This is a genomic window from Streptococcus mitis subsp. hohhotensis (assembly GCF_000722775.1).
In the GTDB taxonomy this organism is placed as follows: Bacteria; Bacillota; Bacilli; order Lactobacillales; family Streptococcaceae; genus Streptococcus; species Streptococcus carlssonii.
This window is the reverse complement of sequence record NZ_JPFZ01000009.1, coordinates 365,055-385,357: the sequence shown is the minus strand read 5'-3', so window position 1 is coordinate 385,357 and position 20,303 is coordinate 365,055. Positions and strand designations below refer to the sequence as shown.

24 protein-coding genes and 1 pseudogene are annotated in these 20,303 nt (G+C 40.0%); 6 read left to right on the top strand and 19 right to left on the bottom strand.

The genetic code is table 11. The features are described from left to right. Positions 1-101: 101 nt before the first annotated feature. A complete protein-coding gene (thiI, locus tag SK608_RS04580; RefSeq protein WP_033676917.1) occupies positions 102-1,316 on the bottom strand; it encodes a tRNA uracil 4-sulfurtransferase ThiI in 1,215 nt (404 codons plus the stop codon). 8 nt (positions 1,317-1,324) lie between these two features. Beyond that, positions 1,325-2,467 (bottom strand): cysteine desulfurase family protein, encoded by a 1,143-nt coding sequence (locus tag SK608_RS04575; protein WP_033676915.1) that lies wholly within the window; start codon positions 2,465-2,467, stop codon positions 1,325-1,327. A gap of 138 nt (positions 2,468-2,605) precedes the next feature. Between SK608_RS04575 and SK608_RS04570 the strand changes: the two genes are divergently transcribed. Next, the gene (locus SK608_RS04570; RefSeq protein WP_033676913.1) at positions 2,606-3,037 is read left to right on the top strand and encodes a DUF6556 family protein; all 432 of its coding nucleotides are present in this window, start codon (positions 2,606-2,608) and stop codon (positions 3,035-3,037) included. A gap of 20 nt (positions 3,038-3,057) precedes the next feature. Here the strand turns inward: SK608_RS04570 and SK608_RS11675 are convergent. From SK608_RS11675 to glmU, 9 genes and pseudogenes are all read right to left on the bottom strand, one after another. Beyond that, positions 3,058-3,325 (bottom strand): annotated as a pseudogene (locus tag SK608_RS11675) (IS5/IS1182 family transposase); the annotation flags it as partial. A 342-nt stretch (positions 3,326-3,667) separates the two neighbouring features. Continuing rightward, complete coding sequence (locus tag SK608_RS04560) at positions 3,668-5,431, bottom strand: glycerophosphoryl diester phosphodiesterase membrane domain-containing protein (RefSeq protein WP_033676911.1); 1,764 nt, start codon at positions 5,429-5,431, stop codon at positions 3,668-3,670. Positions 5,432-5,439: 8 nt separating this feature from the next. Next, on the bottom strand, positions 5,440-6,030 hold the full coding sequence (locus tag SK608_RS04555; protein ID WP_033676909.1) for a 3'-5' exonuclease: 591 nt from the start codon (positions 6,028-6,030) through the stop codon (positions 5,440-5,442). Between the two features lie 46 nt (positions 6,031-6,076). Further along, positions 6,077-6,202: a hypothetical protein gene (locus SK608_RS11900; RefSeq protein ID WP_050489914.1), complete on the bottom strand. Its 126-nt coding sequence runs from the start codon at positions 6,200-6,202 to the stop codon at positions 6,077-6,079. A gap of 79 nt (positions 6,203-6,281) precedes the next feature. Further along, positions 6,282-6,773 carry a chromosome segregation protein RocS gene (rocS, locus tag SK608_RS04550; RefSeq protein ID WP_000021242.1) on the bottom strand — a complete coding sequence of 164 codons (492 nt, stop codon included), beginning with the start codon at positions 6,771-6,773 and terminating at the stop codon, positions 6,282-6,284. Positions 6,774-6,849: 76 nt separating this feature from the next. Then, the gene (locus SK608_RS04545) at positions 6,850-7,542 is read right to left on the bottom strand and encodes a 5'-methylthioadenosine/adenosylhomocysteine nucleosidase (RefSeq protein ID WP_033676907.1); all 693 of its coding nucleotides are present in this window, start codon (positions 7,540-7,542) and stop codon (positions 6,850-6,852) included. A 16-nt stretch (positions 7,543-7,558) separates the two neighbouring features. After that, positions 7,559-7,870: a cell wall synthase accessory phosphoprotein MacP gene (macP, locus tag SK608_RS04540; protein ID WP_000517862.1), complete on the bottom strand. Its 312-nt coding sequence runs from the start codon at positions 7,868-7,870 to the stop codon at positions 7,559-7,561. Positions 7,871-7,881: 11 nt separating this feature from the next. Beyond that, positions 7,882-8,427, bottom strand: coding sequence for an NUDIX hydrolase (locus SK608_RS04535; protein WP_033676904.1), 546 nt, complete (start codon positions 8,425-8,427; stop codon positions 7,882-7,884). A 9-nt stretch (positions 8,428-8,436) separates the two neighbouring features. Next, the gene (glmU, locus tag SK608_RS04530; RefSeq protein ID WP_033676902.1) at positions 8,437-9,816 is read right to left on the bottom strand and encodes a bifunctional UDP-N-acetylglucosamine diphosphorylase/glucosamine-1-phosphate N-acetyltransferase GlmU; all 1,380 of its coding nucleotides are present in this window, start codon (positions 9,814-9,816) and stop codon (positions 8,437-8,439) included. Between the two features lie 153 nt (positions 9,817-9,969). Here glmU and SK608_RS04525 point away from each other — a divergent pair, with 153 nt between their 5' ends. The 5 genes from SK608_RS04525 to lysS all read left to right on the top strand — a co-directional run bounded on the left by SK608_RS04525 (position 9,970) and on the right by lysS (position 14,434). Further along, on the top strand, positions 9,970-10,770 hold the full coding sequence (locus SK608_RS04525; RefSeq protein ID WP_033676900.1) for a glycoside hydrolase family 25 protein: 801 nt from the start codon (positions 9,970-9,972) through the stop codon (positions 10,768-10,770). A gap of 94 nt (positions 10,771-10,864) precedes the next feature. Then, on the top strand, positions 10,865-11,707 hold the full coding sequence (locus SK608_RS04520; protein ID WP_033676898.1) for a DUF368 domain-containing protein: 843 nt from the start codon (positions 10,865-10,867) through the stop codon (positions 11,705-11,707). Next, the gene (locus SK608_RS04515; protein WP_033676896.1) at positions 11,707-12,189 is read left to right on the top strand and encodes an aminoacyl-tRNA deacylase; all 483 of its coding nucleotides are present in this window, start codon (positions 11,707-11,709) and stop codon (positions 12,187-12,189) included. The genes SK608_RS04520 and SK608_RS04515 overlap by 1 nt, the downstream gene beginning before the upstream one ends. Next, a complete protein-coding gene (locus SK608_RS04510) occupies positions 12,189-12,806 on the top strand; it encodes a histidine phosphatase family protein (RefSeq protein ID WP_033676894.1) in 618 nt (205 codons plus the stop codon). Before SK608_RS04515 ends, SK608_RS04510 begins: the two co-directional genes overlap by 1 nt. Before the next feature lie 137 nt (positions 12,807-12,943). Then, positions 12,944-14,434 carry a lysine--tRNA ligase gene (gene lysS / locus SK608_RS04505; protein WP_033676892.1) on the top strand — a complete coding sequence of 497 codons (1,491 nt, stop codon included), beginning with the start codon at positions 12,944-12,946 and terminating at the stop codon, positions 14,432-14,434. 167 nt (positions 14,435-14,601) lie between these two features. On the opposite strand, the gene SK608_RS04500 is transcribed toward lysS, so the two are convergent. From SK608_RS04500 to SK608_RS04465, 8 genes are all read right to left on the bottom strand, one after another. Further along, on the bottom strand, positions 14,602-15,441 hold the full coding sequence (locus SK608_RS04500; protein ID WP_000182491.1) for an amino acid ABC transporter substrate-binding protein: 840 nt from the start codon (positions 15,439-15,441) through the stop codon (positions 14,602-14,604). A gap of 9 nt (positions 15,442-15,450) precedes the next feature. Beyond that, positions 15,451-16,080 carry an amino acid ABC transporter ATP-binding protein gene (locus SK608_RS04495; protein WP_000891755.1) on the bottom strand — a complete coding sequence of 210 codons (630 nt, stop codon included), beginning with the start codon at positions 16,078-16,080 and terminating at the stop codon, positions 15,451-15,453. A 9-nt stretch (positions 16,081-16,089) separates the two neighbouring features. Then, positions 16,090-16,731 (bottom strand): amino acid ABC transporter permease, encoded by a 642-nt coding sequence (locus SK608_RS04490; protein WP_000120835.1) that lies wholly within the window; start codon positions 16,729-16,731, stop codon positions 16,090-16,092. A gap of 303 nt (positions 16,732-17,034) precedes the next feature. Further along, entirely contained in the window at positions 17,035-17,190 is a 156-nt protein-coding gene (locus SK608_RS04485; protein ID WP_000502580.1) for a hypothetical protein, read from the bottom strand. Between the two features lie 9 nt (positions 17,191-17,199). Beyond that, positions 17,200-18,510 carry a GTPase ObgE gene (obgE, locus tag SK608_RS04480; RefSeq protein WP_033676888.1) on the bottom strand — a complete coding sequence of 437 codons (1,311 nt, stop codon included), beginning with the start codon at positions 18,508-18,510 and terminating at the stop codon, positions 17,200-17,202. A 63-nt stretch (positions 18,511-18,573) separates the two neighbouring features. Continuing rightward, positions 18,574-18,708 (bottom strand): DUF4044 domain-containing protein, encoded by a 135-nt coding sequence (locus SK608_RS04475; protein ID WP_000863859.1) that lies wholly within the window; start codon positions 18,706-18,708, stop codon positions 18,574-18,576. 58 nt (positions 18,709-18,766) lie between these two features. Then, positions 18,767-18,943 carry a PspC domain-containing protein gene (locus tag SK608_RS04470; protein ID WP_025170891.1) on the bottom strand — a complete coding sequence of 59 codons (177 nt, stop codon included), beginning with the start codon at positions 18,941-18,943 and terminating at the stop codon, positions 18,767-18,769. A gap of 29 nt (positions 18,944-18,972) precedes the next feature. After that, positions 18,973-20,298 carry a glycosyltransferase family 4 protein gene (locus SK608_RS04465; RefSeq protein ID WP_001219438.1) on the bottom strand — a complete coding sequence of 442 codons (1,326 nt, stop codon included), beginning with the start codon at positions 20,296-20,298 and terminating at the stop codon, positions 18,973-18,975. Between the last annotated feature and the right edge of the window lie 5 nt (positions 20,299-20,303).

Genomic DNA, 20,303 nt, shown 5'->3' with positions numbered 1-20,303 from the left:
TTATTATATCACAGTTTAAGAAAAAAGTCAGTTTTTCTTCCATTTTTGGATTAAAAACTAACTTTTTCATTTAATTTTCTAAATTCTTTTGGATTTTCTGATTATAGTAGACTATCAATCAAGTCATCGACTTCATCTTTTTCAGCTTGAGGTGTAATCTCAGTAATCATAATTCCAGCCACTGCTCGCTCAACTAAGCCTTCAACATCCATACGTGCTTCATACTGCTCTGCATTCTTAATCTTAGGATTAGTCTTTGGACGATCTGGTGCAAAAATCGTACAACAGTCTTCAAAAGGCTGGATAGAAATTTCAAAGGTGTCAATTTCCTGAGCAATGTCAATGATTTCCAACTTATCCATTGTCACAACTGGACGGATGATGGGAGTGTTGGTAACTGCATTGATAGCCTGCATGCTTTCTAAGGTCTGGCTTGCTACTTGACCAAGACTTTCCCCATTGATGATAACTAAACCATTTCGTACCTCACGAATACGGTCGGTAATCCGCATCATAAAGCGACGAGTTAGAGTCATCAAGTAAGCTTCTGGCGCTTTAGCCTTGATTTCCTCTTGAATCTCTGTGAAAGGAACTTCGATAAACTGGATATTTCCTCCAAACTTGGTCAATTTTCGAGTCAAATCTTGGGCTTTTTTAAGGGCACCGGGACTAGTATATGGTGGACTAGCAAAGTGAACAGCCTCAATATCCACCCCACGTTTCAAAGCTAGATAACCAGCTACAGGTGAATCAATCCCTCCTGACAACATAAGCATCCCTTTACCTGAAGTTCCAACTGGCAAACCACCAGCCCCACGAATGGTTTCATAAGAAAGATAGGCTGCTTCTTCACGAATCTCCACCTGAAGATTGATGTCAGGACTTTTCATTTGAGCTTGTACGTTTGGAATGGCTTCGAATACAGCCCCTCCAAGGGTTTGGTTGAGTTCACGACTGTCAAGTTCAAAGTTGTGGTCGCTACGTTTGCTAGAAATCTTAAAGGTCATGCCTTCCTTGTAGATATCTTTCATAATCTCTTGGACAGCAGACTTCAGAACTTCTACAGATTTTTCTACCTTATATACTGGAGAAAAATTCTGAATTCCAAAGACTTGCTTGAGCGATTCTGCTACTGCTGTGTAATCTGCTCCATTGAGGTATGCATGGGCACGGTCGCGATCTGCTGTTACCTTAACTTGGGGATAGATAGACAAAACGTCTGAAATATTATTGCGAAGTTTATTGATGAAACGCATACGGTTTTTGCCCTTTGTTGACAATTCTCCGTAGCGAATCATAATTTCTGAATATTGCATGAATGCTCCTATCTTACTTTTCTAGTTTGATTGTAAATCAATTTTAACTTGGTCAAAAACTGCTCGACCTGACTCATATCATTTTCAAGGTCTAGACTAAGACGCACAGCTGAATGGGCCTTATCTTTATCCACTCCCATGGCAATTAGGGTTCCGGCTGGTTTTCCTGCCTTGGACGAACAAGCCGAGGTCGTTGAGATAAAAATATCATAGTCTTCAAAGGCGTGAACAATGACTTCTCCACGAACACCCTTGATTCCAAAAGTCAGGATATGAGGGGCAAAGTCTTCCTCATCTGAAAAGACAAATATATCCGAATAGTCCAGAAGTGCTTGACGAATAACTGCCTTCATCTGCCCTGTCTTGCTTGTAAAGAAATCTAGCTTCTCCATAGACAAACGGAGAGCCTTGGCTGTCGCTGCAATTCCTGCCACATTTTCAGTTGTCGAACGGTAATCACGTTCCTGACCCCCACCTGTTAAAAGAGGCGTAATCTTCTTGCCAGACTTGATATAGACAAATCCAACACCTCGAACTCCGTGAAACTTGTGACTAGAGAAAGTCGCAAAATCCACTCGTTCTGTCAGATACTTTTCAGTCGGAATCTTGGCAAGTGCCTGAACCGCATCAACGTGGAAGGAAATAGTTGGCTTGTCTGCCAATAGTTCTGAAATAGCTTGAATAGGTTGAATCGAGCCGATTTCATTGTTCACAGCCATGACGGAAACGAGGGTCGTATCAGGTCTTATCAAATCTGATAACGCTTCAACATTTACAAATCCTTTGTTATCAACTGGAGCAAAATCTACTTCAAATCCTTGACTTTTCAACCAGAGGGCTGACTCTTTGACTGCCGGATGTTCAATGGCTGATACAATGATGTGTTTTCCAAACTGAGCCTTTTCAAAGGTCACACCCTTGATGACCCAGTTATCTCCTTCTGTCCCACCAGAAGTAAAGAAGATTTCATCGCTTTTCTTACCGATTAAATCTGCAATCTGTTGGCGAGAAGCATCTAAGATTCGTGTTGCCTGGTCTCCCAAACGATGGAGACTAGATGGATTTCCTAAAATTTTTGAAGCGACCTGCATATAAGTTTCAAGGGCTTCAGGATAGGGCTTGGTCGTCGCCGAATTATCAAAGTAAATCATGTTTTCTCACGCTTTCTAAAATCACTCCTTCTATTGTATCATGAAACGGAGTCTGCGACAAGAAAGGGCAATTCCTCTTTTTTTAAGATTTTTTTAAAGAAATGCGGTATAATAAATTTTAATTAAAGGAGAGAATATATGTCTAATTATCGTAGAACTTCAAAACCAAAAACAGAACACATCAAAAAAGGCTTTACGGTCTTTCAAAAAACTGTTGCCACTATCGGTAGTATCCTTGGCTTAATTACTGCAAGTATCACTATCATGAACGCCTTGGATAATAATAAAAATACTAAAAAAGAACCTACGACAAGCCAGACGACAACAATTGTCAAAGAAATTCAAAAGGAATCCCCTCAGGAAAACACTAGTCCCAATAAGGAAAATAACACTTCTCAAGAAAAAACACAGCAAGAGGAAACACCAAAATCTAGCGTCAAGGAAGAGAAAAAAGAAGAGCAGAAAGCAGCAACTCAGGATTCTTCTACTCCTACTCCAAGTAAACCTGCCACTGATAATGAAAAACAGGTCAATCCGCCAACTTCAGAAAATAAAAGCAATCCTCAGTAAGCACATGATCTAAGAAAAAATCAACTCAAAAAATAAAACTGCGCAGTAACTTCTGTCTTGACCACAATCAAGCTAAAGAGAGACTGTGTTTTTGTATAATTGATGTTTTAGATACTAGATTCTTGACCAATTTTGTGAGATTCATACTCATAAAGATGAATCCTAGCGATGTTATGACAGCTTATTTATTTCTAACATCAACTCTGCAAACGCCAACAATACTCTCTCATCTGCCCCAAAAGGGGAAATATCCATTTTCTGTTTGACATAAATTCGAAAGCCTTCTTCACGCAGAAGTTAGTAACCCTTTTACATCTGACATAAATAACCTAGTTCAACCACTTCATAGGCATTACTTCCTGTTCTATTCTTATTTCATACTCTTCGAAGATCTCTTCAAATCACGTCAGCATCGCCTTACCGTACGTATGTTACTGACTTCGTCAGTTTTATCTGCAACCTCAAAGTTGTACTTTGAGCAACCTGCGGCCAGCTTCCTAGTTTGCTCTTTGATTTTCATTGAGTATCAATTATAAACCATGGCATAATAAAACGAGCATATCCAACTGATACATCGCTCGTTTTTTTGATATTTTAGAGGTGATTTTTTGCTCAACCTCTTTTTGCTTACTAAAAATTAAAGAATTCCATGGCCTGTTTGAAAAGCAATTCAGTATACTCTGGGTCTTCTTGCGCAATGGTAACCTGATCTTGAATCATTTCCAAGTCATCTGTTATCATGCCATCAGCTCCTAACTGAACAGATTTATCAAAGGACTCTGAACTATTGATGGTCCACACGTACAATTTTTGATCGGTATTCCAAAGCTTATTAACAAAATTTTCATCTAAAGTTGAATACTCCATGGTATAACCTGTAGCCTTGGTTCTTGGAAAAATACTATTATAAGGTAGGATGAAATAGACTGGAATTTGAGAATCGTAGGCTAGCACCTGGTCAATCACATGATAGTCCAAGGATTGCATTTGGTGACCATTCTGCTTAAGAACTGTTCCATATTTTTCCATAAAGCGTTTCATCATATCTGAACTATCTTTTCGACTGGTTTTAATCTCAATAAGAAGTTTTTGATGCAATTCATTGGCTTTGTTAAGGTAGTCATCAAAACTAGATATCTTGGTATGATAGCCATTTTCAGAAATATCAAGTTTGGTTAATTCTTCCAAAGTGAGATCCTGAGGATTGGCATTAACTCCTGTCAGATTCTTGATATTGGCATCATGCATCATGACAAACTGACCATCTTTTGTTTCCTGAACATCTGTCTCAACGAAATCTGGACTTAGTTGGGCTGTCTTTTCTAGAGATTGAACAGTATTTTGTACACCATTCTTATTGGATACTCCCCTGTGAGAGATAATCAAAGGTTTATTGGCAACTGGAGCTTCTAAATAAACATAACCCTCAAGAGTGAAAAAGATACAAGCACAGCCCATCACTCCCCATCTCATCCAGTGGTCTTTCTTTCTCCTTGGTGTGATTTCTAGTTCCTCCCCTGTCAAAAAGGAAACAAACTTAATGAGAAAGTAAGTCAAGGCCATATAGTGGAAATTCTTAATCAAGACAAAGTTGATCATTCCCAGCACAAGAGATTCCCTATGGGTCAAACCATCCATCAGTGTCTGACTTGCCAAGATTGGAATCAGTAAAAGAATGAAAAATAGGTACGTTTTGACGATAATCCAAAGCAAGTTCCAGATATAAAACCAGGAGTGCTTTCTTGTCTTCTCTAGACTGTATCTGACTGCTTCTTTGACTGTTTTTTTCTCAAATAAAAGCTGGGGTAGGGCAAACATCAAACGTATTGAAATGTAGAACAGCAACAAGGCTAGAACAGTGATTACCAAACCGACCAACCAGTACTTATCTTCTATATAGGCTACTATGAATTCCGGAATGACAATTTTATTGAGGTAATAAATCTTTAAAATCTTTCGAATCAATGGAAAGAGCATCATGACATAAAAGAAGATAAAGGCTATCTTTGCAAGCGTGACTTGCTTCATAAACAAGAAACTTTGGCGAAAGACCTTGCGACTGTACTCCAGCAAGGTCCTCCTTTCGTGATAGAGGAGGTGTCGAGCTCCGATAAAGAGAAGTCCTATCTGGTAATAGGCGATCAGTAAATTAACGATTACCAAAACAAATAAAGCAAGACTAACAAAGGGAGAATCCTTTATAATTGCAAAAATATTGTTGTAGGAAAGAAAGAGATAACCTGTCTGACGGAGTAAAAGTCCAGCAATCCAAGAATTAAGTGGTAACCAGACAAACTCAATCATCATGAATATCAAGAAAAAGAGAAAGAGAATTTTATCTAGATTAAAGTAGATTTTCCTAAAACCTAGATTTTTAGGTTTTTCATGTTTCATAGGCACTCCTAGTCAAATAATTGAGATAAATCCAGGCCTCCAAAAGGATTGTTTGATAGGCTACTTTCTGTTTCTAACAATTCTCTAGCTCGATCTGACTCTAAGAAGGACTCGTAAACACGCGCTGTCATCCGAGCATCCTCTAAGCTATTATGAGACTGACCTTGAAATCCCAGAAATGAGGCAACAGTTTGCAATTTGAGATTGGCAATACCGTGTAAATCCGAACTGCGGCGTTCAAAAGCTTCATCATACAGATCCACTTTGTACTGCTGGCCATAGTCTAAACCATGCTCTGCTAGAATAGGCAAATCACTTTTAGCAGCATTGTAACCTACCATCGGCAAAGAACCCACAAAATCTTGGAATTCTTTTATGACTTCCTCCACTGGGGGAGCATCTTTTAAGGTCTCAGCTGTAATCCCCGTCAATCCATTGATAAAACTCTTTAGAGGCACACTAGTATGAACATAGGAATCATAGACATCGATTTCCTGACCATCTCTAAAACGCACTGCCGATACTTGAATCAAGTGTGTTTGTCCTTCATGCTGATTAAATTCTAAGTCAAAAGCAATGTAATCTTCTAATCGTTCCATTTTCTACCTCTCCTATACTGTTATTTTATACTCTTCGAAAATCTCTTCAAACCACGTCAACGTCGCCTTGCCATAGATATATGTAACTGACTTCGTCAGTCTTATCTACAACCTCAAAGCAGTGCTTTGAGCAGCCTGCGGCTAGTTTCCTAGTTTGCTCTTTGATTTTCATTGAGTATTACTTGAGCAACTATACTATTTAGAAACAAAAGAAGCCATCAGGTTAGCATTTAACCTAAACAGCTCCTTGATTATCCTCCAAATAAACGAGCAAAAAAGCCTTTCTTAGTGGATTGGACTTCTTCTTTTGCTTGGTCCAGCTCTAGCTTAAGATTTTCTTGATCCTTCATGGCTTGAAGGGTCAATTGTTGCTGCTGATCGAGTTGTTTGTCTTTCTCAGCAATCTGACGGTCCTTGATACGCATCTGCTCGTCTTTTTCTGATAACTGACGATCCTTGGCTTTTAATTGTTCATAGAGACGAAGAATTTCTGCATTCTTCTCATCAACTAGAATCTCCATCAGTTCACGTTGCTTGACATCTTCACTGACAGGCTCATCTTCAAAAATCGTTTTTTTATAGATTTCTTCTAGCTTAATCAAGCCACTTCTGGTAACGACTGTTACCCCTTTGTCATTTTTATCTGTGTCTTCTTCTGGTAATTCTTTGACACGGTTATTGATTGCTTGGCGAGATAATCCTAAGACCTCTGCAATCTCACTGACGGTCATTTCAATACTCATAATATCCTCTGAAACGTTTTCTAGCTTTTCTTTATTTAAATCTTATCATAAGCTAGAAAAACTGTCAAATTTTCGCTTAATCTAAAGCCTTCAAAAAGGCTAATAAGACTTGGGCAGAGCGACGTCCAGCTTCGATAATAAACTCATCAAAAGAGATGTTTGCTTCATGGTTGGCATTGTCACTCATAGCTCGAATGACTAAAACTGGAAGATTAAGGGCATGCGCTGCCTGAGCAATAGCTGCTCCCTCCATCTCAACTGCTAAAACTTCTGGGAAATGGGACTTAATCGCTTCTATCTTGTCATTTCCTGCAACAAAACTATCTCCTGTAGCAATCAAACCAAGATGCCAGTTCTGGTCCAATTGAGATAAACTCTCTTGGATTTTAGCAACAAAGGTTTTATCTGATTCGAAATAAAGTGGTTGTTGCGCCATTTGTCCATAAGCATAGCCAAAAGCTGTGACATCCACATCATGATAGGCTAATTTGTCAGCAATCACAACATCCCCAACAGCAATCCCCTCTGCTACTGCCCCAGCTGATCCTGTGTTAATCAAAGCATCCACTTGAAAATGATCAGCCAAAATCGCTACACTCATAGCAGACATGACCTTACCAATTCCACTTTCTACAAGAACGACTTCATGAGAGGCAATGATGCCTGTATGATAGGTATTCCCCAAAACAACTTGCTCTTGGGCATTTTCTAGATGCTGGACCAGATAAGCCAGTTCTTCTGGCATAGCCGCAATAATTCCTATTTTCATTTCAATTCCTTTTCTATTACAACAGTTTCATTGCTAAGACAAGCAAAATTAAGAGAAAGATGACTGCAAATAAGATTTTATTCAGTTTAGAATTGAAGACATTTCTCTTGGTATTTTCAATGCGACGGCTTTTATGAATAGACGGTTCGACCTGAATCTTCAAGGTTTCCTGGCTAAAACCATGTTCCTTAGGATTGGCATAACCAAAACGGGAAGAAGAGGTTGGTAAAATCTTGGTCTCCTCATCATCTAGCAAAGGGGGACCTGAAATTTTTTCGCCTCTATTAGCTCTTTCAATCATTTCATCCGTTAATAAAGGTTTACCCATATTGACCTCCTCTATTGTTTGTGCAATTCCCAATACTGTACAGCCATAATTGTCTTGGCATCACATATATGACCTGATTGGATCAATTCCTTAGCTTCTTCTAGGCTCACTTCAAGGACTTCCAAGGTTTCATCCTCATCCTGCGGACGCGGATTTTCCACTTTTTTCAAATCGCTTGCTAGGTATAGTTTTAACTTTTCATTACAAAAGCCAATGGCTGAATAAAAGTCGTACAAGAGTTCTAACTTCCCTGTATAGGCTGTTTCTTCCTCTAATTCACGAAGGGCTGCTGCGACAGGGTCTGTGTTTTCTCCTACTTCCAACTTTCCGGCTGGAATTTCGTAAGAGACAGCCTCGATAGCTTTGCGGTACTGCTTGACCAAGATGAGTTTTTGTTCATCCGTTACTGCTAAAACACAGACAGCCCCATTGTGGAAAATCAAATCCCGTTGGGCAGTTCCCTTGCCTTCTGGTAATTCAACCTGATCTTGAACCAGTTTAAAAATTGGCCCAAGATAAATTTCTTTTCGGCTAAGTGTTTTTTCTTCAAATTCCATGATAGGCTCCTACTGATTATTAGGATGATGAGGAAGGCGTGTTGCATATTCGTCTTTATTGACCTGACGACCACGACCAATCGCAATGGCATCTGCTGGAACATCTTTGGTAATAGTTGAACCAGCTCCAACAAGAGAATTGTCACCCAACTCAACTGGGGCAATAATGGTTGAATTTGAACCAACAAAGACATTGTTGCCAATGACTGTCTTGTATTTGTTTTTGCCGTCATAGTTGACTGTAATAGTTCCAGCACCGAAATTAACCTTGCTACCCACTTCACAGTTTCCGATATAAGTCAAATGACCAGCCTTGGTATTCTCACCGATTGAAGAACCTTTAACCTCAACAAAGTTTCCAATATGGACTTGGGCAGCTAGACTTGAACCTGGACGAATGTGGGCATAAGGACCGACTGTCACACCGTCTGCAACACTACTTTCCTCAATCATAGAATTGGTAATGACAGCTCCTACTCCGATAGTGCTATCCACTACATAAGTACCGTTTGTCAAAATAGTCTCAGCACCAATTTTCGTTTGCCCCTTCAAGGTAACATTGGCTTCGATTTGAACTTCAGGAGCAATCTCAACGTCAATATCAATATAAGTTGCTTCTGGATTGACAAAGCTGACCCCGTTGACCATGTGATAATGATTGATGCGACGACGCATAACTAACTCAGCTGTCGCAAGTGCCACACGGTCATTTACCCCGAGACTTTCATCAAAATCTTTCAGAGTATAAGCACCAACTTTTTCACCAGCTTCACGGAAAATGCCAATGACATCTGTAATATAGTATTCGCCTTGAGCATTATTGGTATTGATATTTTTCAAAGCCTCAAATAAACGCTCGTTGTCAAAAACATATGTTCCAGTGTTGATTTCCTTGATTTGCTTTTCAAAATCTGTAGCATCCTTCTGCTCCACAATGCGAAGAACCTCAGCATTGTCATTACGAACAATTCGTCCATAGCCGAAAGGATTATCTGTTTCAGCAGTCAAGATAGTCGCTACATTCTTATGATTGATGTGGAAATCAATCAAGTTTTTCAAGCTTTCACCTGTGATTAAAGGAGTATCCCCTGCAATGACCAAGGTGTGACCTGACAAACCTTCTAGGATAGGCTCTGTCATCATAACCGCATGACCAGTCCCTAACTGTTCAGATTGAGTCACAAATTCTGTCTGTCCAGCCAAGACCTGCTCAACCAATTCCGCCTTGTGTCCGACAACTGTTACTGTCTTTTCAGGTTGGATAGCTCCCACACTACGGAAAACATGTTCCAGCATAGAAATACCTGCAACCCTGTGCAACACTTTTGGCAAATCAGATTTCATGCGAGTCCCTTTACCCGCTGCTAAAATAATGGCATAATTTGACATAATCTTCTCTTTTCTCTAGAAATTCCCTTTTATTATACCATATTTCAAATCATTCCGCGCCCTTGAATGAGAAAATGCTCCAAAGTCCTTTCCTTAACCCATTTTTTGAGTATTTTTTTGATTTTTTTCATTTTTAAGGTAAAATTATGAGATATGAGAAAGAAAATTAATCCGCTTATTTTATTTGGTTTTTTTGGGATTATGATTTTCATTTTAATCCTGAATCGCCCTCGTTTTGAGGACCATCCTGTAAAAACAAAGTCAAATATCGCGCAAGTAGAAACACAAGCGCTACACAATATAGATAAACCGGTAATTGATGTTTCTGGTTGGCAGCGTCCTGAGGAAATTAATTACGATACTCTGTCCCAAAACATTTCTGGAGCTATTGTTCGCGTCCATAGTGGCGCTCAAACGTCCAAAGAGAACGATGCTGCCTTTGTTAATGGGGTAGATAAGGCCTTTAAAACCCATATCACGGAGTTTCAAAAACGAAATGTCCCAGTTGGTGTCTATGCTTATTTAGCTGGAAAAAGTGTCCAAGAAATGGAAAAAGCTGCTGAAGTTTTTTATAACGCCTCTTCACCATACAGCCCTAGTTACTATTGGCTAGACGTGGAAGAAAAAACCATGTCCAATATGAACGAGGGTGTTGAAGCCTTTCGAGCAAAGCTAGAATCACTTGGTGCTAAAAACATCGGAATCTACGTTGGTGTCTACTTCATGGAAGAACACAGTATTGATACAGGCAAATTTACCTCTGTTTGGATTCCTTCCTATGGTTCAAATACCGGATTTTTCGAAAGCAAACCTAATACGGACTTAGATTACGACATCCACCAGTACACTTCTAAAGGAAAAATTGCTGGCTTTGACCACGATTTGGATATCAACGTCATCTCTTCCTTAAAAAACAAAGAAGAAACCTTTAGAAAACTCTTTTTAAAACCTTAAAAGCATTTGTTTAGCATTTGCTTTTTATTTTTGTGTTTGATTGTGATACAATATAGTAAGGATTTTTTGAAATAGAAATAGTTGGAGGAAAAATATGCTCTCATGGTTAGCACGCCTTATTAAAGGGATTGTAATTGCTCTTGGATTTATCCTACCGGGAATTTCTGGAGGGGTTCTAGCAGCAATCTTAGGAATTTATGAACGAATGATTGGTTTTCTGGCCCATCCCTTTAAAGACTTTAAAGAAAATGTTTTGTACTTTATACCAGTTGCCATTGGTATGCTTCTGGGAATCGGCTTATTTTCCTACCCGATTGAGTACCTGCTTGAAAATTATCAGGTCTTTGTATTATGGAGCTTTGCGGGTGCCATTATTGGTACTGTTCCTAGCCTCCTCAAAGAATCAACTCGAGAATCTGACCGAGACAAGATTGATTTAGCTTGGTTCTGGGCAACCTTTATCATTTCTGGACTAGGACTCTATGCCTTAAATTTTGTTGTTGGAACCTTAAGTGCCAGCTTTCTTAGTTTCGTCCTAGCTGGTGCACTGCTGGCTCTTGGCGTATTAGTTCCTGGCCTCAGTCCATCGAATCTACTTTTGATTTTGGGCCTCTATGCTCCTATGCTGACAGGTTTTAAAACCTTTGATCTCTTGGGAACCTTCTTTCCAATTGGAATTGGAGCAGGTGCAACTCTCATCATTTTTTCAAAATTGATGGATTATGCCTTAAATAACTACCACTCACGCGTCTATCATTTCATCATCGGAATCGTCTTATCAAGTACTCTTTTGATCTTGATTCCAAATGCAGGAAACGCTGAAAGTATCCAATACACTGGCCTTTCTCTTGTTGGGTATGTCATCATCGCCTTCTTCTTTGCACTGGGAATATGGCTTGGTATTTGGATGAGCCAATTGGAGGATAAGTATAAATAATGGCAAAAAAAGTTAAAATCAAAAAAACATTGGTGGAACAAATCCTGTCTAAAGCAGGTATCCCACATCAGGGGATTCAAATCAATGCCCTGGAAGGAGAGCTTCCTCAAGATTATGAACGAGATCAGATTTTCAAAACCTTGGCTCTTTTGGGAGATAAAACAGGACCAATTATTGGAATTGTACCTATCACCCAACACTTGTCTGAAAAGAAACTAGCCAAAATTTCTGGCAATAAAAAAGTGAGCATGATTCCACAAAAGGACTTGGAAAAGACAACAGGTTATATTCATGGAGCCAATAATCCTGTCGGAATTCGTCAGAAACACAATTATCCCATTTTTATCGATAAAATTGCTCTAGACTTGGATCAAATGATTGTCTCCGCTGGGGAAGTTGGTCACAGCATTATAGTCTCTCCCCAAGACTTAGCTAGCTTTGTAAAAGCTGACTTTGCAGATATTTTGGAGGACAGCAAGTAATGAAACTCTACTTTGTCCGCCACGGCCGTACTGTCTGGAACCAAGAAGGTCGTTTTCAAGGTGCTAGTGGAGACTCTCCCCTTCTTCCTGAATCCATTGACACCCTAAAACGACTAGGCCAGTATCTCAAGGAAATTCCTTTTGATCAGATATATTCAAGTGATTTACCTCGAGCGGTCAAATCTGCTGAAATTATCCAAAGTCAACTCCAGAGCCCCTGTCCTTTAGAAAGTGTTTCTAATCTTCGTGAATGGCAACTGGGGAAATTAGAAGGTTTGAAAATCGCAACCTTGGAAGCTATTTACCCACAACAAATCCAGGCTTTCCGATCTAATCTTGCTCAATTTGACACTCAAATGTTTGGCGCCGAATCCCTCTATAGCACAACACAACGGACCATCCAATTTATCAAATCATTAAAAGATAGTCCTGCTGAGCGTATTCTAATTGTCGGTCATGGCGCCAATCTTACTGCCAGTCTTCGTACTCTTATAGGTTATAAAGAACCACTTCTTCGTAAAGATGGCGGTCTAGCAAATGCCAGCCTAACCATTCTAGAAACCCATGATTTTGAAACATTTACTCTCGATACTTGGAATGATACTTCCTATCAATAACAGAACTTGATTATAGCGTCAAGTTCTTTTTAGTTTTGAAAGATTATCCGTGAATTTCTTGCTTATTTATGATAAAATGGAAGTATCGCAAAAAATGACTCATCGTATTCAATTTTGAGTAAAACTAGGAGGATCCCATGTCAACAGAACATATGGAAGAACTAAATGACCAGCAGATCGTTCGCCGTGAAAAAATGGCTGCGCTCCGTGAACAAGGAATCGATCCTTTCGGAAAACGCTTTGAACGCACTGCAAATTCACAAGAATTAAAAGATAAATTTGCTGACCTCGATAAAGAACAATTACATGATAAAAATGAAACAGCAACTATCGCAGGACGCTTGGTAACCAAACGTGGTAAAGGTAAAGTAGGTTTTGCCCACCTTCAAGACCGCGAAGGTCAAATCCAAATCTACGTTCGCAAGGATGCTGTCGGTGAAGAAAACTACGAAATCTTCAAAAAAGCAGACCTTGGTGACTTCCTTGGTGTCGAAGGCGAAGTAATGCGTACAGATATGGGAGAACTCTCTATCAAGGCTACTCACATCACACACTTGTCTAAGGCTCTTCGTCCTCTACCAGAGAAATTCCACGGTTTGACAGACGTTGAAACAATTTACCGTAAACGTTACCTTGACTTGATTTCTAACCGTGAAAGCTTTGAGCGCTTTGTCACTCGTTCAAAAATCATCTCTGAAATCCGTCGTTACCTTGATCAAAAAGGTTTCCTTGAAGTGGAAACACCTGTTCTTCACAATGAAGCTGGTGGTGCTGCTGCCCGTCCATTTATCACCCACCACAATGCCCAAAACATTGACATGGTACTTCGTATCGCGACTGAGCTTCACTTGAAACGCCTTATCGTCGGTGGTATGGAACGCGTCTATGAAATTGGCCGTATCTTCCGTAACGAAGGAATGGACGCTACTCATAACCCTGAGTTCACTTCTATCGAAGTTTACCAAGCTTATGCAGACTTCCAAGATATCATGGACTTGACTGAAGGCATTATCCAACACGCTGCTAAATCAGTTAAAGGTGATGGTCCAGTCAACTATCAAGGTACTGAAATCAAGATTAACGAACCATTTAAACGTGTTCACATGGTGGATGCTATTAAAGAAATTACTGGTGTCGATTTCTGGCAAGATATGACTTTCGAGGAAGCCAAAGCTATTGCTGCTGAGAAGAAAGTTCCAGTTGAGAAACACTACACTGAAGTTGGTCACATTATCAATGCCTTCTTTGAAGAGTTTGTTGAAGAAACCTTGATCCAACCAACCTTTGTCTATGGACATCCAGTAGCTGTATCTCCACTCGCTAAGAAGAATCCTGAAGACCAACGCTTTACTGACCGTTTCGAGCTCTTCATCATGACTAAGGAGTACGGTAATGCCTTTACTGAGCTCAACGATCCAATCGACCAACTTAGTCGCTTTGAAGCCCAAGCTAAAGCTAAAGAACTTGGTGACGATGAAGCAACAGGTATCGATTATGACTACATCGAGGCTCTTGAATACGGTATGCCACCAACAGGTGGTTTGGGAATCGGTATCGACCGTCTCTGCATGCTTCTCACTGATACAACTACTATCCGTGATGTATTGCTCTTCCCAACAATGAAATAATACTCTTCGAAAATCTCTTCAAACCACGTCAGCGTTGCCTTGCCGTACTCAAGTACAGCCTGCGGCTAGCTTCCTAGTTTGCTCTTTGATTTTCATTGAGTATAAGCTCTTATCCTCTGGCTCTTGTCAGAGGATTTTTTGATGCAAAAAAGAGACTGAGTAAAAACTCAATCTCTACTTTTCACTTCTTTAGTTGCCACATCTTCTCCAAACCATTTTTGGCTGATTTCCTGGAACTTCCCTTCTTGGTATAGTTGAACAAAAGCTTGGTTTAAAGCTTGTAGTAATCTTTTGTCAGCTGGTCTAACTCCTACTGCAAAAGATTCACTTTCAAATCCAGCTGAAAAGACATTATAGTCATTTAATATCCCCTCAGACTGAAGATAGTAATTAGCATACACTCGGTCAATCAACAAGGCATCAATCCGATCATTCTTTAAGTCAATCAAGGCCTCATTAAAACTCTGGTACTGATTGGCCTTCTGGTCTTTGACACGATTTTTCAATAAATCTGGCTGGGCTTCAAAGTCTAAATAACCAGAGGAACCGGCTTGGGCTCCCAAGGTCTTATCCTTCATATTCTCTACTGAATGAATTTGCTGGCTTTTCTTCGCAACCAGAACTTGCTGATTTTCCATATATGGAATGCTAAAGGCAACCTTCTCTCGGCGTTCATCAGTGGCAGAATAGCCATTCCAGATGGCATCTATAGTTCCATTTTGCAGTTCCGTCTCCTTCATATCCCAGTCAATTGGCTGAAATTGCACCTTAAAACCTAATTTTTCAGAAACTGCTTGTGCTAAGTCAATATCAAAGCCCGTATATTGGCCATTCTTTTCTTCAAATCCCATGGGTACAAAGGTATTGTCAAAACCAATGGTTATACTGCCTTGCTCTTGATACTTATACCAGTTATCCTGCTTTGGATCGCTAGCCTTCTGAGTACAAGCTGTTAAAAAGAGAGTCAGGAGCGAAACCAATACCAAAGCAATTTTCTTATTAGTCATTGGCACCTCCTACTTGGGCTCAACCTTGAGAATCTGATCTGCGATATTTTCAGCAAACTGCAAATCGTGGGTAACCACAATCTGGGTCATGCCAAGTTCCCTATTTTGCAAGATCAGTTTTTCCACTTCCAAGCGTAATTCTGGATCTAGGGCCGAAGTTGGTTCATCGTAGCCAATGATTTCTGGGTCAATCATCATAGCACGCGCCAAGGCCACCCGTTGCTTTTGCCCACCAGATAGTGAGAAAGGATAGGCATCTGCATGTCCTGCCAGTCCTAATTGTTCCAAAAGACCTCGCGCCTTCTGCTCAGCCTCATCCTGCTTCATTCCCATGGTTTTTACAGGAGATAAGGTCAAATTGTCCAGAACTGATAAATGAGGGAACAGTTGAAAATCTTGGAAGACAAATCCCAGTAGATTCCGCTTCTCCAATTCATCCAGCTCTAAAGGTTCTCCATTATAAAAGATTTGCCCTGAATCAATGGTTTCAAGACCTGCAAGCATACGTAAGAGAGTTGTCTTACCTCCACCAGAAGGCCCAACGATAGCTAGGATTTGCTTTTCAGGAATTCTTAAACTGAAATTGGACAAAATTTGCTTTTCACCAAATCCCTTATTGATATTTCGTAATTCTAACATGGTAGCCTCCTATCTATAGTAACTGTACTTCTTCTCAACTTTTTTGGCAAGAATGGTCACAATCCCAATCAAAATCAAGTAAATAGCACCTGCCAAGAACATGGGAACCAGGCTAGCGTCACGGTTGGCAGCTGTTCGACTAGCCAAGATGAGGTCTGAAATTCCTAGAGCATAGACCAGAGAAGTATCCTTGACCAAACTCATAACCTCATTAAAAACACTAGGAAGAACAATCTTGGTCACTTGGGGCAAAATAATATAGCGCACTGTGTCAAAGGGACTAAACTTCAAGACCTTGGCAGCCTCATATTGACCTTTAGGAATGGTATCAATCCCCCCACGAAAGATTTCAGCAAAGTAAGCCGCATAATTCAGAACAAAGGCAATAATGGCTGCAGGAAGGCGGTCTAAACGGATCCCAATACTTGGGAGCACATAATAAATAAAAATCAATTGCAAAAGCAAAGGTGTACCCCGCATGATCCAAATATAAATGTTAATCAGATGATGGAGGAGCTTCCAATGGACTTGCAAGGCAAAGGCAATTAAAACGCCCAAGGGAATAGAAAAAATCAAGACCAGTGCAAAAACCTGTAAAGTCATGCTTGCACCGCTCAATAAACTCGGTAATATCTCAAACAAATAAGACATAATGACACCTCCTAAAAATAATTGCTCCTATTATAGCATAAATAAACTAAATAACCAACTATTTTTGTAAAAAAATTCTTTTTAATAGAAAAAATACTGCTTCTTGAAGCTAGAATAGGACAACACGACTTATAAAGCCTTGTTAGAAATTTGATTTGAATTCCCTAGTCTATTTGTTTATATTCTATTTCAATATATTATAATTTATAAGTAAAAAGAAAGGACAAATTTTGCCCTTTCTCGATCTTAGCTTCTATTTGTTACAGTTAACTTGACTAATGATTGGAGTTTTATCTTATGTATTTAAGATGGATTGTCTTTTTTAGTTCGTGCCAATCTCAGAGCACGATTTGGATTGAGACGATTAAATAGTTCTTCCAATTTCTTTTCATTCCAAACATCTGCAGCGGAAACGAAATTGCCATCCGCATCTCGGAAAGATATCGGTTTATCTCCCATACTAGTCTCCTAGTCTACAAATTCAAATTCAAATTTACCAATGCGGACCAAGTCCCCATCCTTAGCACCACGCGCACGAAGAGCTTCATCAACTCCCATGCCACGAAGCTGGCGGGCAAATTTCATGACAGATTCGTCACGATCAAAGTTGGTCATGTTAAAGAGTTTCATGAGTTTTTCACCAGAAAGCACCCATGTTGCATCGTCATCACGACTAATTTCAAAGGCTTTTTCTTCCTCGTCAAAGCCGTAGTATGCTTCTTCTTCCATATCTGACTCGTCATAGAGCAAGAATTCTGGTGTCTTGTCTAACAATTCAGCTGTAGCATCCAAAAGCGTAGCCAAACCTTGCTTAGTCAAACCAGAAATTGGGAAGATAACTGGTAACTCTTCAAATTCATCGTAGTTTTCAGCCAATTTTTTCTTAAATTCTTTAAGATTTTCTTGACTCTCAGGCATGTCCATTTTGTTGGCTACGATAATCTGTGGACGCTCCATGAGACGAAGATTGTATGACTCCAACTCCTTGTTAATGGCAAGATAATCCTCATAAGGATCACGGCCTTCGCTAGCTGACATATCAATGATGTGAAGGATGACACGTGTACGCTCGATGTGACGGAGGAACTGAGTTCCCAAACCAACACCTTGACTAGCGCCTTCAATCAAACCTGGTAGATCGGCTACTGCAAAGGATTCACCTGATTGGGTGCGAACCATACCTAGATTTGGCACAATGGTCGTAAAGTGGTAGGCACCAATTTTAGGTTTAGCAGATGTGATAACACTTAAAAGTGTTGATTTCCCTACAGATGGGAAACCTACTAAACCGACATCTGCCAAGATTTTTAGTTCCAATTGTAACTCACGTTCCTGACCTGGTTCTCCATTTTCAGAGATTTCAGGTGCAGGATTTTTTGGTGTCGCAAATCGGATGTTTCCACGTCCACCACGACCACCGTGGGCAACGATAAATTCTTGACCATGTTCAATCAAATCTGTCAAGACCTTGCCAGTTTCCGCATCACGCACAGTCGTACCTTGTGGAACACGAACTCTGAGATCCTCTGCACCACGACCATGCATCCCTTTGGTCATTCCTTTTTCACCAGAATCAGCCTTGAAATGACGGTTATAGCGGAAATCCATGAGAGTACGTAGTCCTTCGTCTACAACGAAGACGACATTGCCTCCACGACCACCATCACCGCCCCAAGGACCGCCATTAGGGACATATTTTTCACGGCGAAAGGCAACCATGCCATCACCACCATTACCAGCCTTGACCTTAATCTTGGCTGTATCTAAAAACATACTCATTTTTTCTTCTCACTTTAAAAAAGGGCTGGGAAATCCCAGTCACTAAATTTTCTTGAATCTATTCTATAGATTACTAAGGGCACCAATTGCAGTTGCAAAAATTCCCAATAAACTTGCTACTAGCATGATAATCACGATAAACAAGGTTATTTTCTCAAACATAGTTTTTTTACGATTTCCATTATCTCCAAATGCCATTTTTCTCTCCTTCGTTGCATTCTATTTTCTATTATCTTAGCATGAATTGAGCTAGTTTTCAATAGTCACTTGCTACAGGTGCGATAATCCATAAAATGATATAAGCTAGAACTCCCGCTCCGTAACAGCAAGCAAGGACACCCCAAATGACTCGAACGATAGTTGGATCCATATCTAGATAATGGGCCACTCCAGCACAAACACCAGCAATCTTTTTATCACGACTGCTTCTCATTAATTGTTTTTTCATAGCTATTCCTCTTTCTATTCTTCATGGTCTTTCCAATAATCTCTGATGCTGATTAACTGTGTTTTTGAAGCCCTCAGCATGCGTCTAGAGCCTTTTACAGGCACAGCGACCACCTTTTGCGGTAGATACAAAACTGTCTTAAAGATACGCTGGCTGACCGTATCATCTTTGGCTAAATCTTTCTGGAAATTATTTGAAATAATAGCGTCAAGATAAAACTCATGCACCCGTTTTCCAAAGTTCTCAGCTGAAATCTCGTACAACTTCTCTGATAAAGTATGCTCATTCATGTCTGGTGTTGCAATCAGGGCTTCCAAAATAGCACCAGCCAAATCATGTTCACCGTAATACAAGGTTCCAAACATCTTGCCATTGATCAGATTGTCCAGATAAGGATTTCCATGTGCAATTACAGGAGTCCCACTAGCTAAGCTTTCCAAGTAGGTCAAGCCTTGGGTTTCACTTGTCGATGCCGAGATGAAGAAATCCGCCGCCTTATAGTAAAGAGCTGTCTCACTAGGAGCAATCATCCCTGTAAAGACAACAGAGTCTTGAATCTCTAGTTTCTGGGCTTGCTCTTTGAGGTCATCCAGATAAGGACCATCCCCAGATACCACCAGTTTAACCTTGTCTTCTTCTTTCAGAACTTCTGCAAAGGCTGCTAGTACTGCTTGAATATTTTTTTCATAGGAAATTCTGGAAAGGCTAAGCAACATCTTTTCATCATCTTGAATCCCTAGTTTAGTACGCAGTTCTTTCAGATTTTCTTGCTTGATTTCTGGACGTTCAAACTTGGCTAATTCAATACCAGTTGGAATAACTCTCTTTTCCACCTTGACCTTATAGTCAGATAACAAGTCACGGACAATCTCACTCGGGCAAATAACCCCATCCACATCGTGCAGGAAACCTCTGACCAGATACTTGACCATACTAGGACGAATCAACATCCCCTTGGCAATATAATGCACATAGTCTTCGTACTGGGTGTGATAGGTATGGATGACTGGAATCTTCAATTCTCGCGCAATCCAAATCCCCAACAAGCCAAGAGAAAATTCTGTCTGAGTATGGATAATATCCAGTTGATATTGTTTAGCAATTTCAAGCGCCTTGCTGAATCCTCGATAGGCAAAGCGGCGATCCTTAAAAGCAAAGAAGGGAACACTTGGAATGCGGATAATTTGCCAATCTTCATAACGATTGACATCCTTATCTGTCGTCGTAAAGATAAAAACAGCGTGCCCCTGCTTTTCAAGTTCGGTTTTCAAGGTTCGAATACTGGTCGCAACACCTGAAACCTGAGGAAAATAGGTATCTGTAAATAAACCAATTCGCATAGATT

Coding starts and splice junctions, on each gene's coding strand:
- SK608_RS04495 (WP_000891755.1), bottom strand. CDS start 16,080: ATGTTAGAATTACGAAATATCAATAAGGGATTTGGTGAAAAGCAAATT.
- SK608_RS04510 (WP_033676894.1), top strand. CDS start 12,189: ATGAAACTCTACTTTGTCCGCCACGGCCGTACTGTCTGGAACCAAGAA.
- glmU (WP_033676902.1), bottom strand. CDS start 9,816: ATGTCAAATTATGCCATTATTTTAGCAGCGGGTAAAGGGACTCGCATG.
- macP (WP_000517862.1), bottom strand. CDS start 7,870: ATGGGTAAACCTTTATTAACGGATGAAATGATTGAAAGAGCTAATAGA.
- SK608_RS04500 (WP_000182491.1), bottom strand. CDS start 15,441: ATGACTAATAAGAAAATTGCTTTGGTATTGGTTTCGCTCCTGACTCTC.
- SK608_RS04485 (WP_000502580.1), bottom strand. CDS start 17,190: ATGGGAGATAAACCGATATCTTTCCGAGATGCGGATGGCAATTTCGTT.
- SK608_RS04545 (WP_033676907.1), bottom strand. CDS start 7,542: ATGAAAATAGGAATTATTGCGGCTATGCCAGAAGAACTGGCTTATCTG.
- SK608_RS04555 (WP_033676909.1), bottom strand. CDS start 6,030: ATGGAACGATTAGAAGATTACATTGCTTTTGACTTAGAATTTAATCAG.
- SK608_RS04490 (WP_000120835.1), bottom strand. CDS start 16,731: ATGTCTTATTTGTTTGAGATATTACCGAGTTTATTGAGCGGTGCAAGC.
- SK608_RS04465 (WP_001219438.1), bottom strand. CDS start 20,298: ATGCGAATTGGTTTATTTACAGATACCTATTTTCCTCAGGTTTCAGGT.
- SK608_RS04515 (WP_033676896.1), top strand. CDS start 11,707: ATGGCAAAAAAAGTTAAAATCAAAAAAACATTGGTGGAACAAATCCTG.
- rocS (WP_000021242.1), bottom strand. CDS start 6,773: ATGAGTATTGAAATGACCGTCAGTGAGATTGCAGAGGTCTTAGGATTA.
- thiI (WP_033676917.1), bottom strand. CDS start 1,316: ATGCAATATTCAGAAATTATGATTCGCTACGGAGAATTGTCAACAAAG.
- SK608_RS04525 (WP_033676900.1), top strand. CDS start 9,970: ATGAGAAAGAAAATTAATCCGCTTATTTTATTTGGTTTTTTTGGGATT.
- lysS (WP_033676892.1), top strand. CDS start 12,944: ATGTCAACAGAACATATGGAAGAACTAAATGACCAGCAGATCGTTCGC.
- SK608_RS04475 (WP_000863859.1), bottom strand. CDS start 18,708: ATGGCATTTGGAGATAATGGAAATCGTAAAAAAACTATGTTTGAGAAA.
- SK608_RS04535 (WP_033676904.1), bottom strand. CDS start 8,427: ATGGAATTTGAAGAAAAAACACTTAGCCGAAAAGAAATTTATCTTGGG.
- SK608_RS04560 (WP_033676911.1), bottom strand. CDS start 5,431: ATGAAACATGAAAAACCTAAAAATCTAGGTTTTAGGAAAATCTACTTT.
- SK608_RS11900 (WP_050489914.1), bottom strand. CDS start 6,202: ATGAAAATCAAAGAGCAAACTAGGAAACTAGCCGCAGGCTGCTCAAAG.
- SK608_RS04520 (WP_033676898.1), top strand. CDS start 10,865: ATGCTCTCATGGTTAGCACGCCTTATTAAAGGGATTGTAATTGCTCTT.
- SK608_RS04570 (WP_033676913.1), top strand. CDS start 2,606: ATGTCTAATTATCGTAGAACTTCAAAACCAAAAACAGAACACATCAAA.
- obgE (WP_033676888.1), bottom strand. CDS start 18,510: ATGAGTATGTTTTTAGATACAGCCAAGATTAAGGTCAAGGCTGGTAAT.
- SK608_RS04470 (WP_025170891.1), bottom strand. CDS start 18,943: ATGAGAAGCAGTCGTGATAAAAAGATTGCTGGTGTTTGTGCTGGAGTG.
- SK608_RS04575 (WP_033676915.1), bottom strand. CDS start 2,467: ATGATTTACTTTGATAATTCGGCGACGACCAAGCCCTATCCTGAAGCC.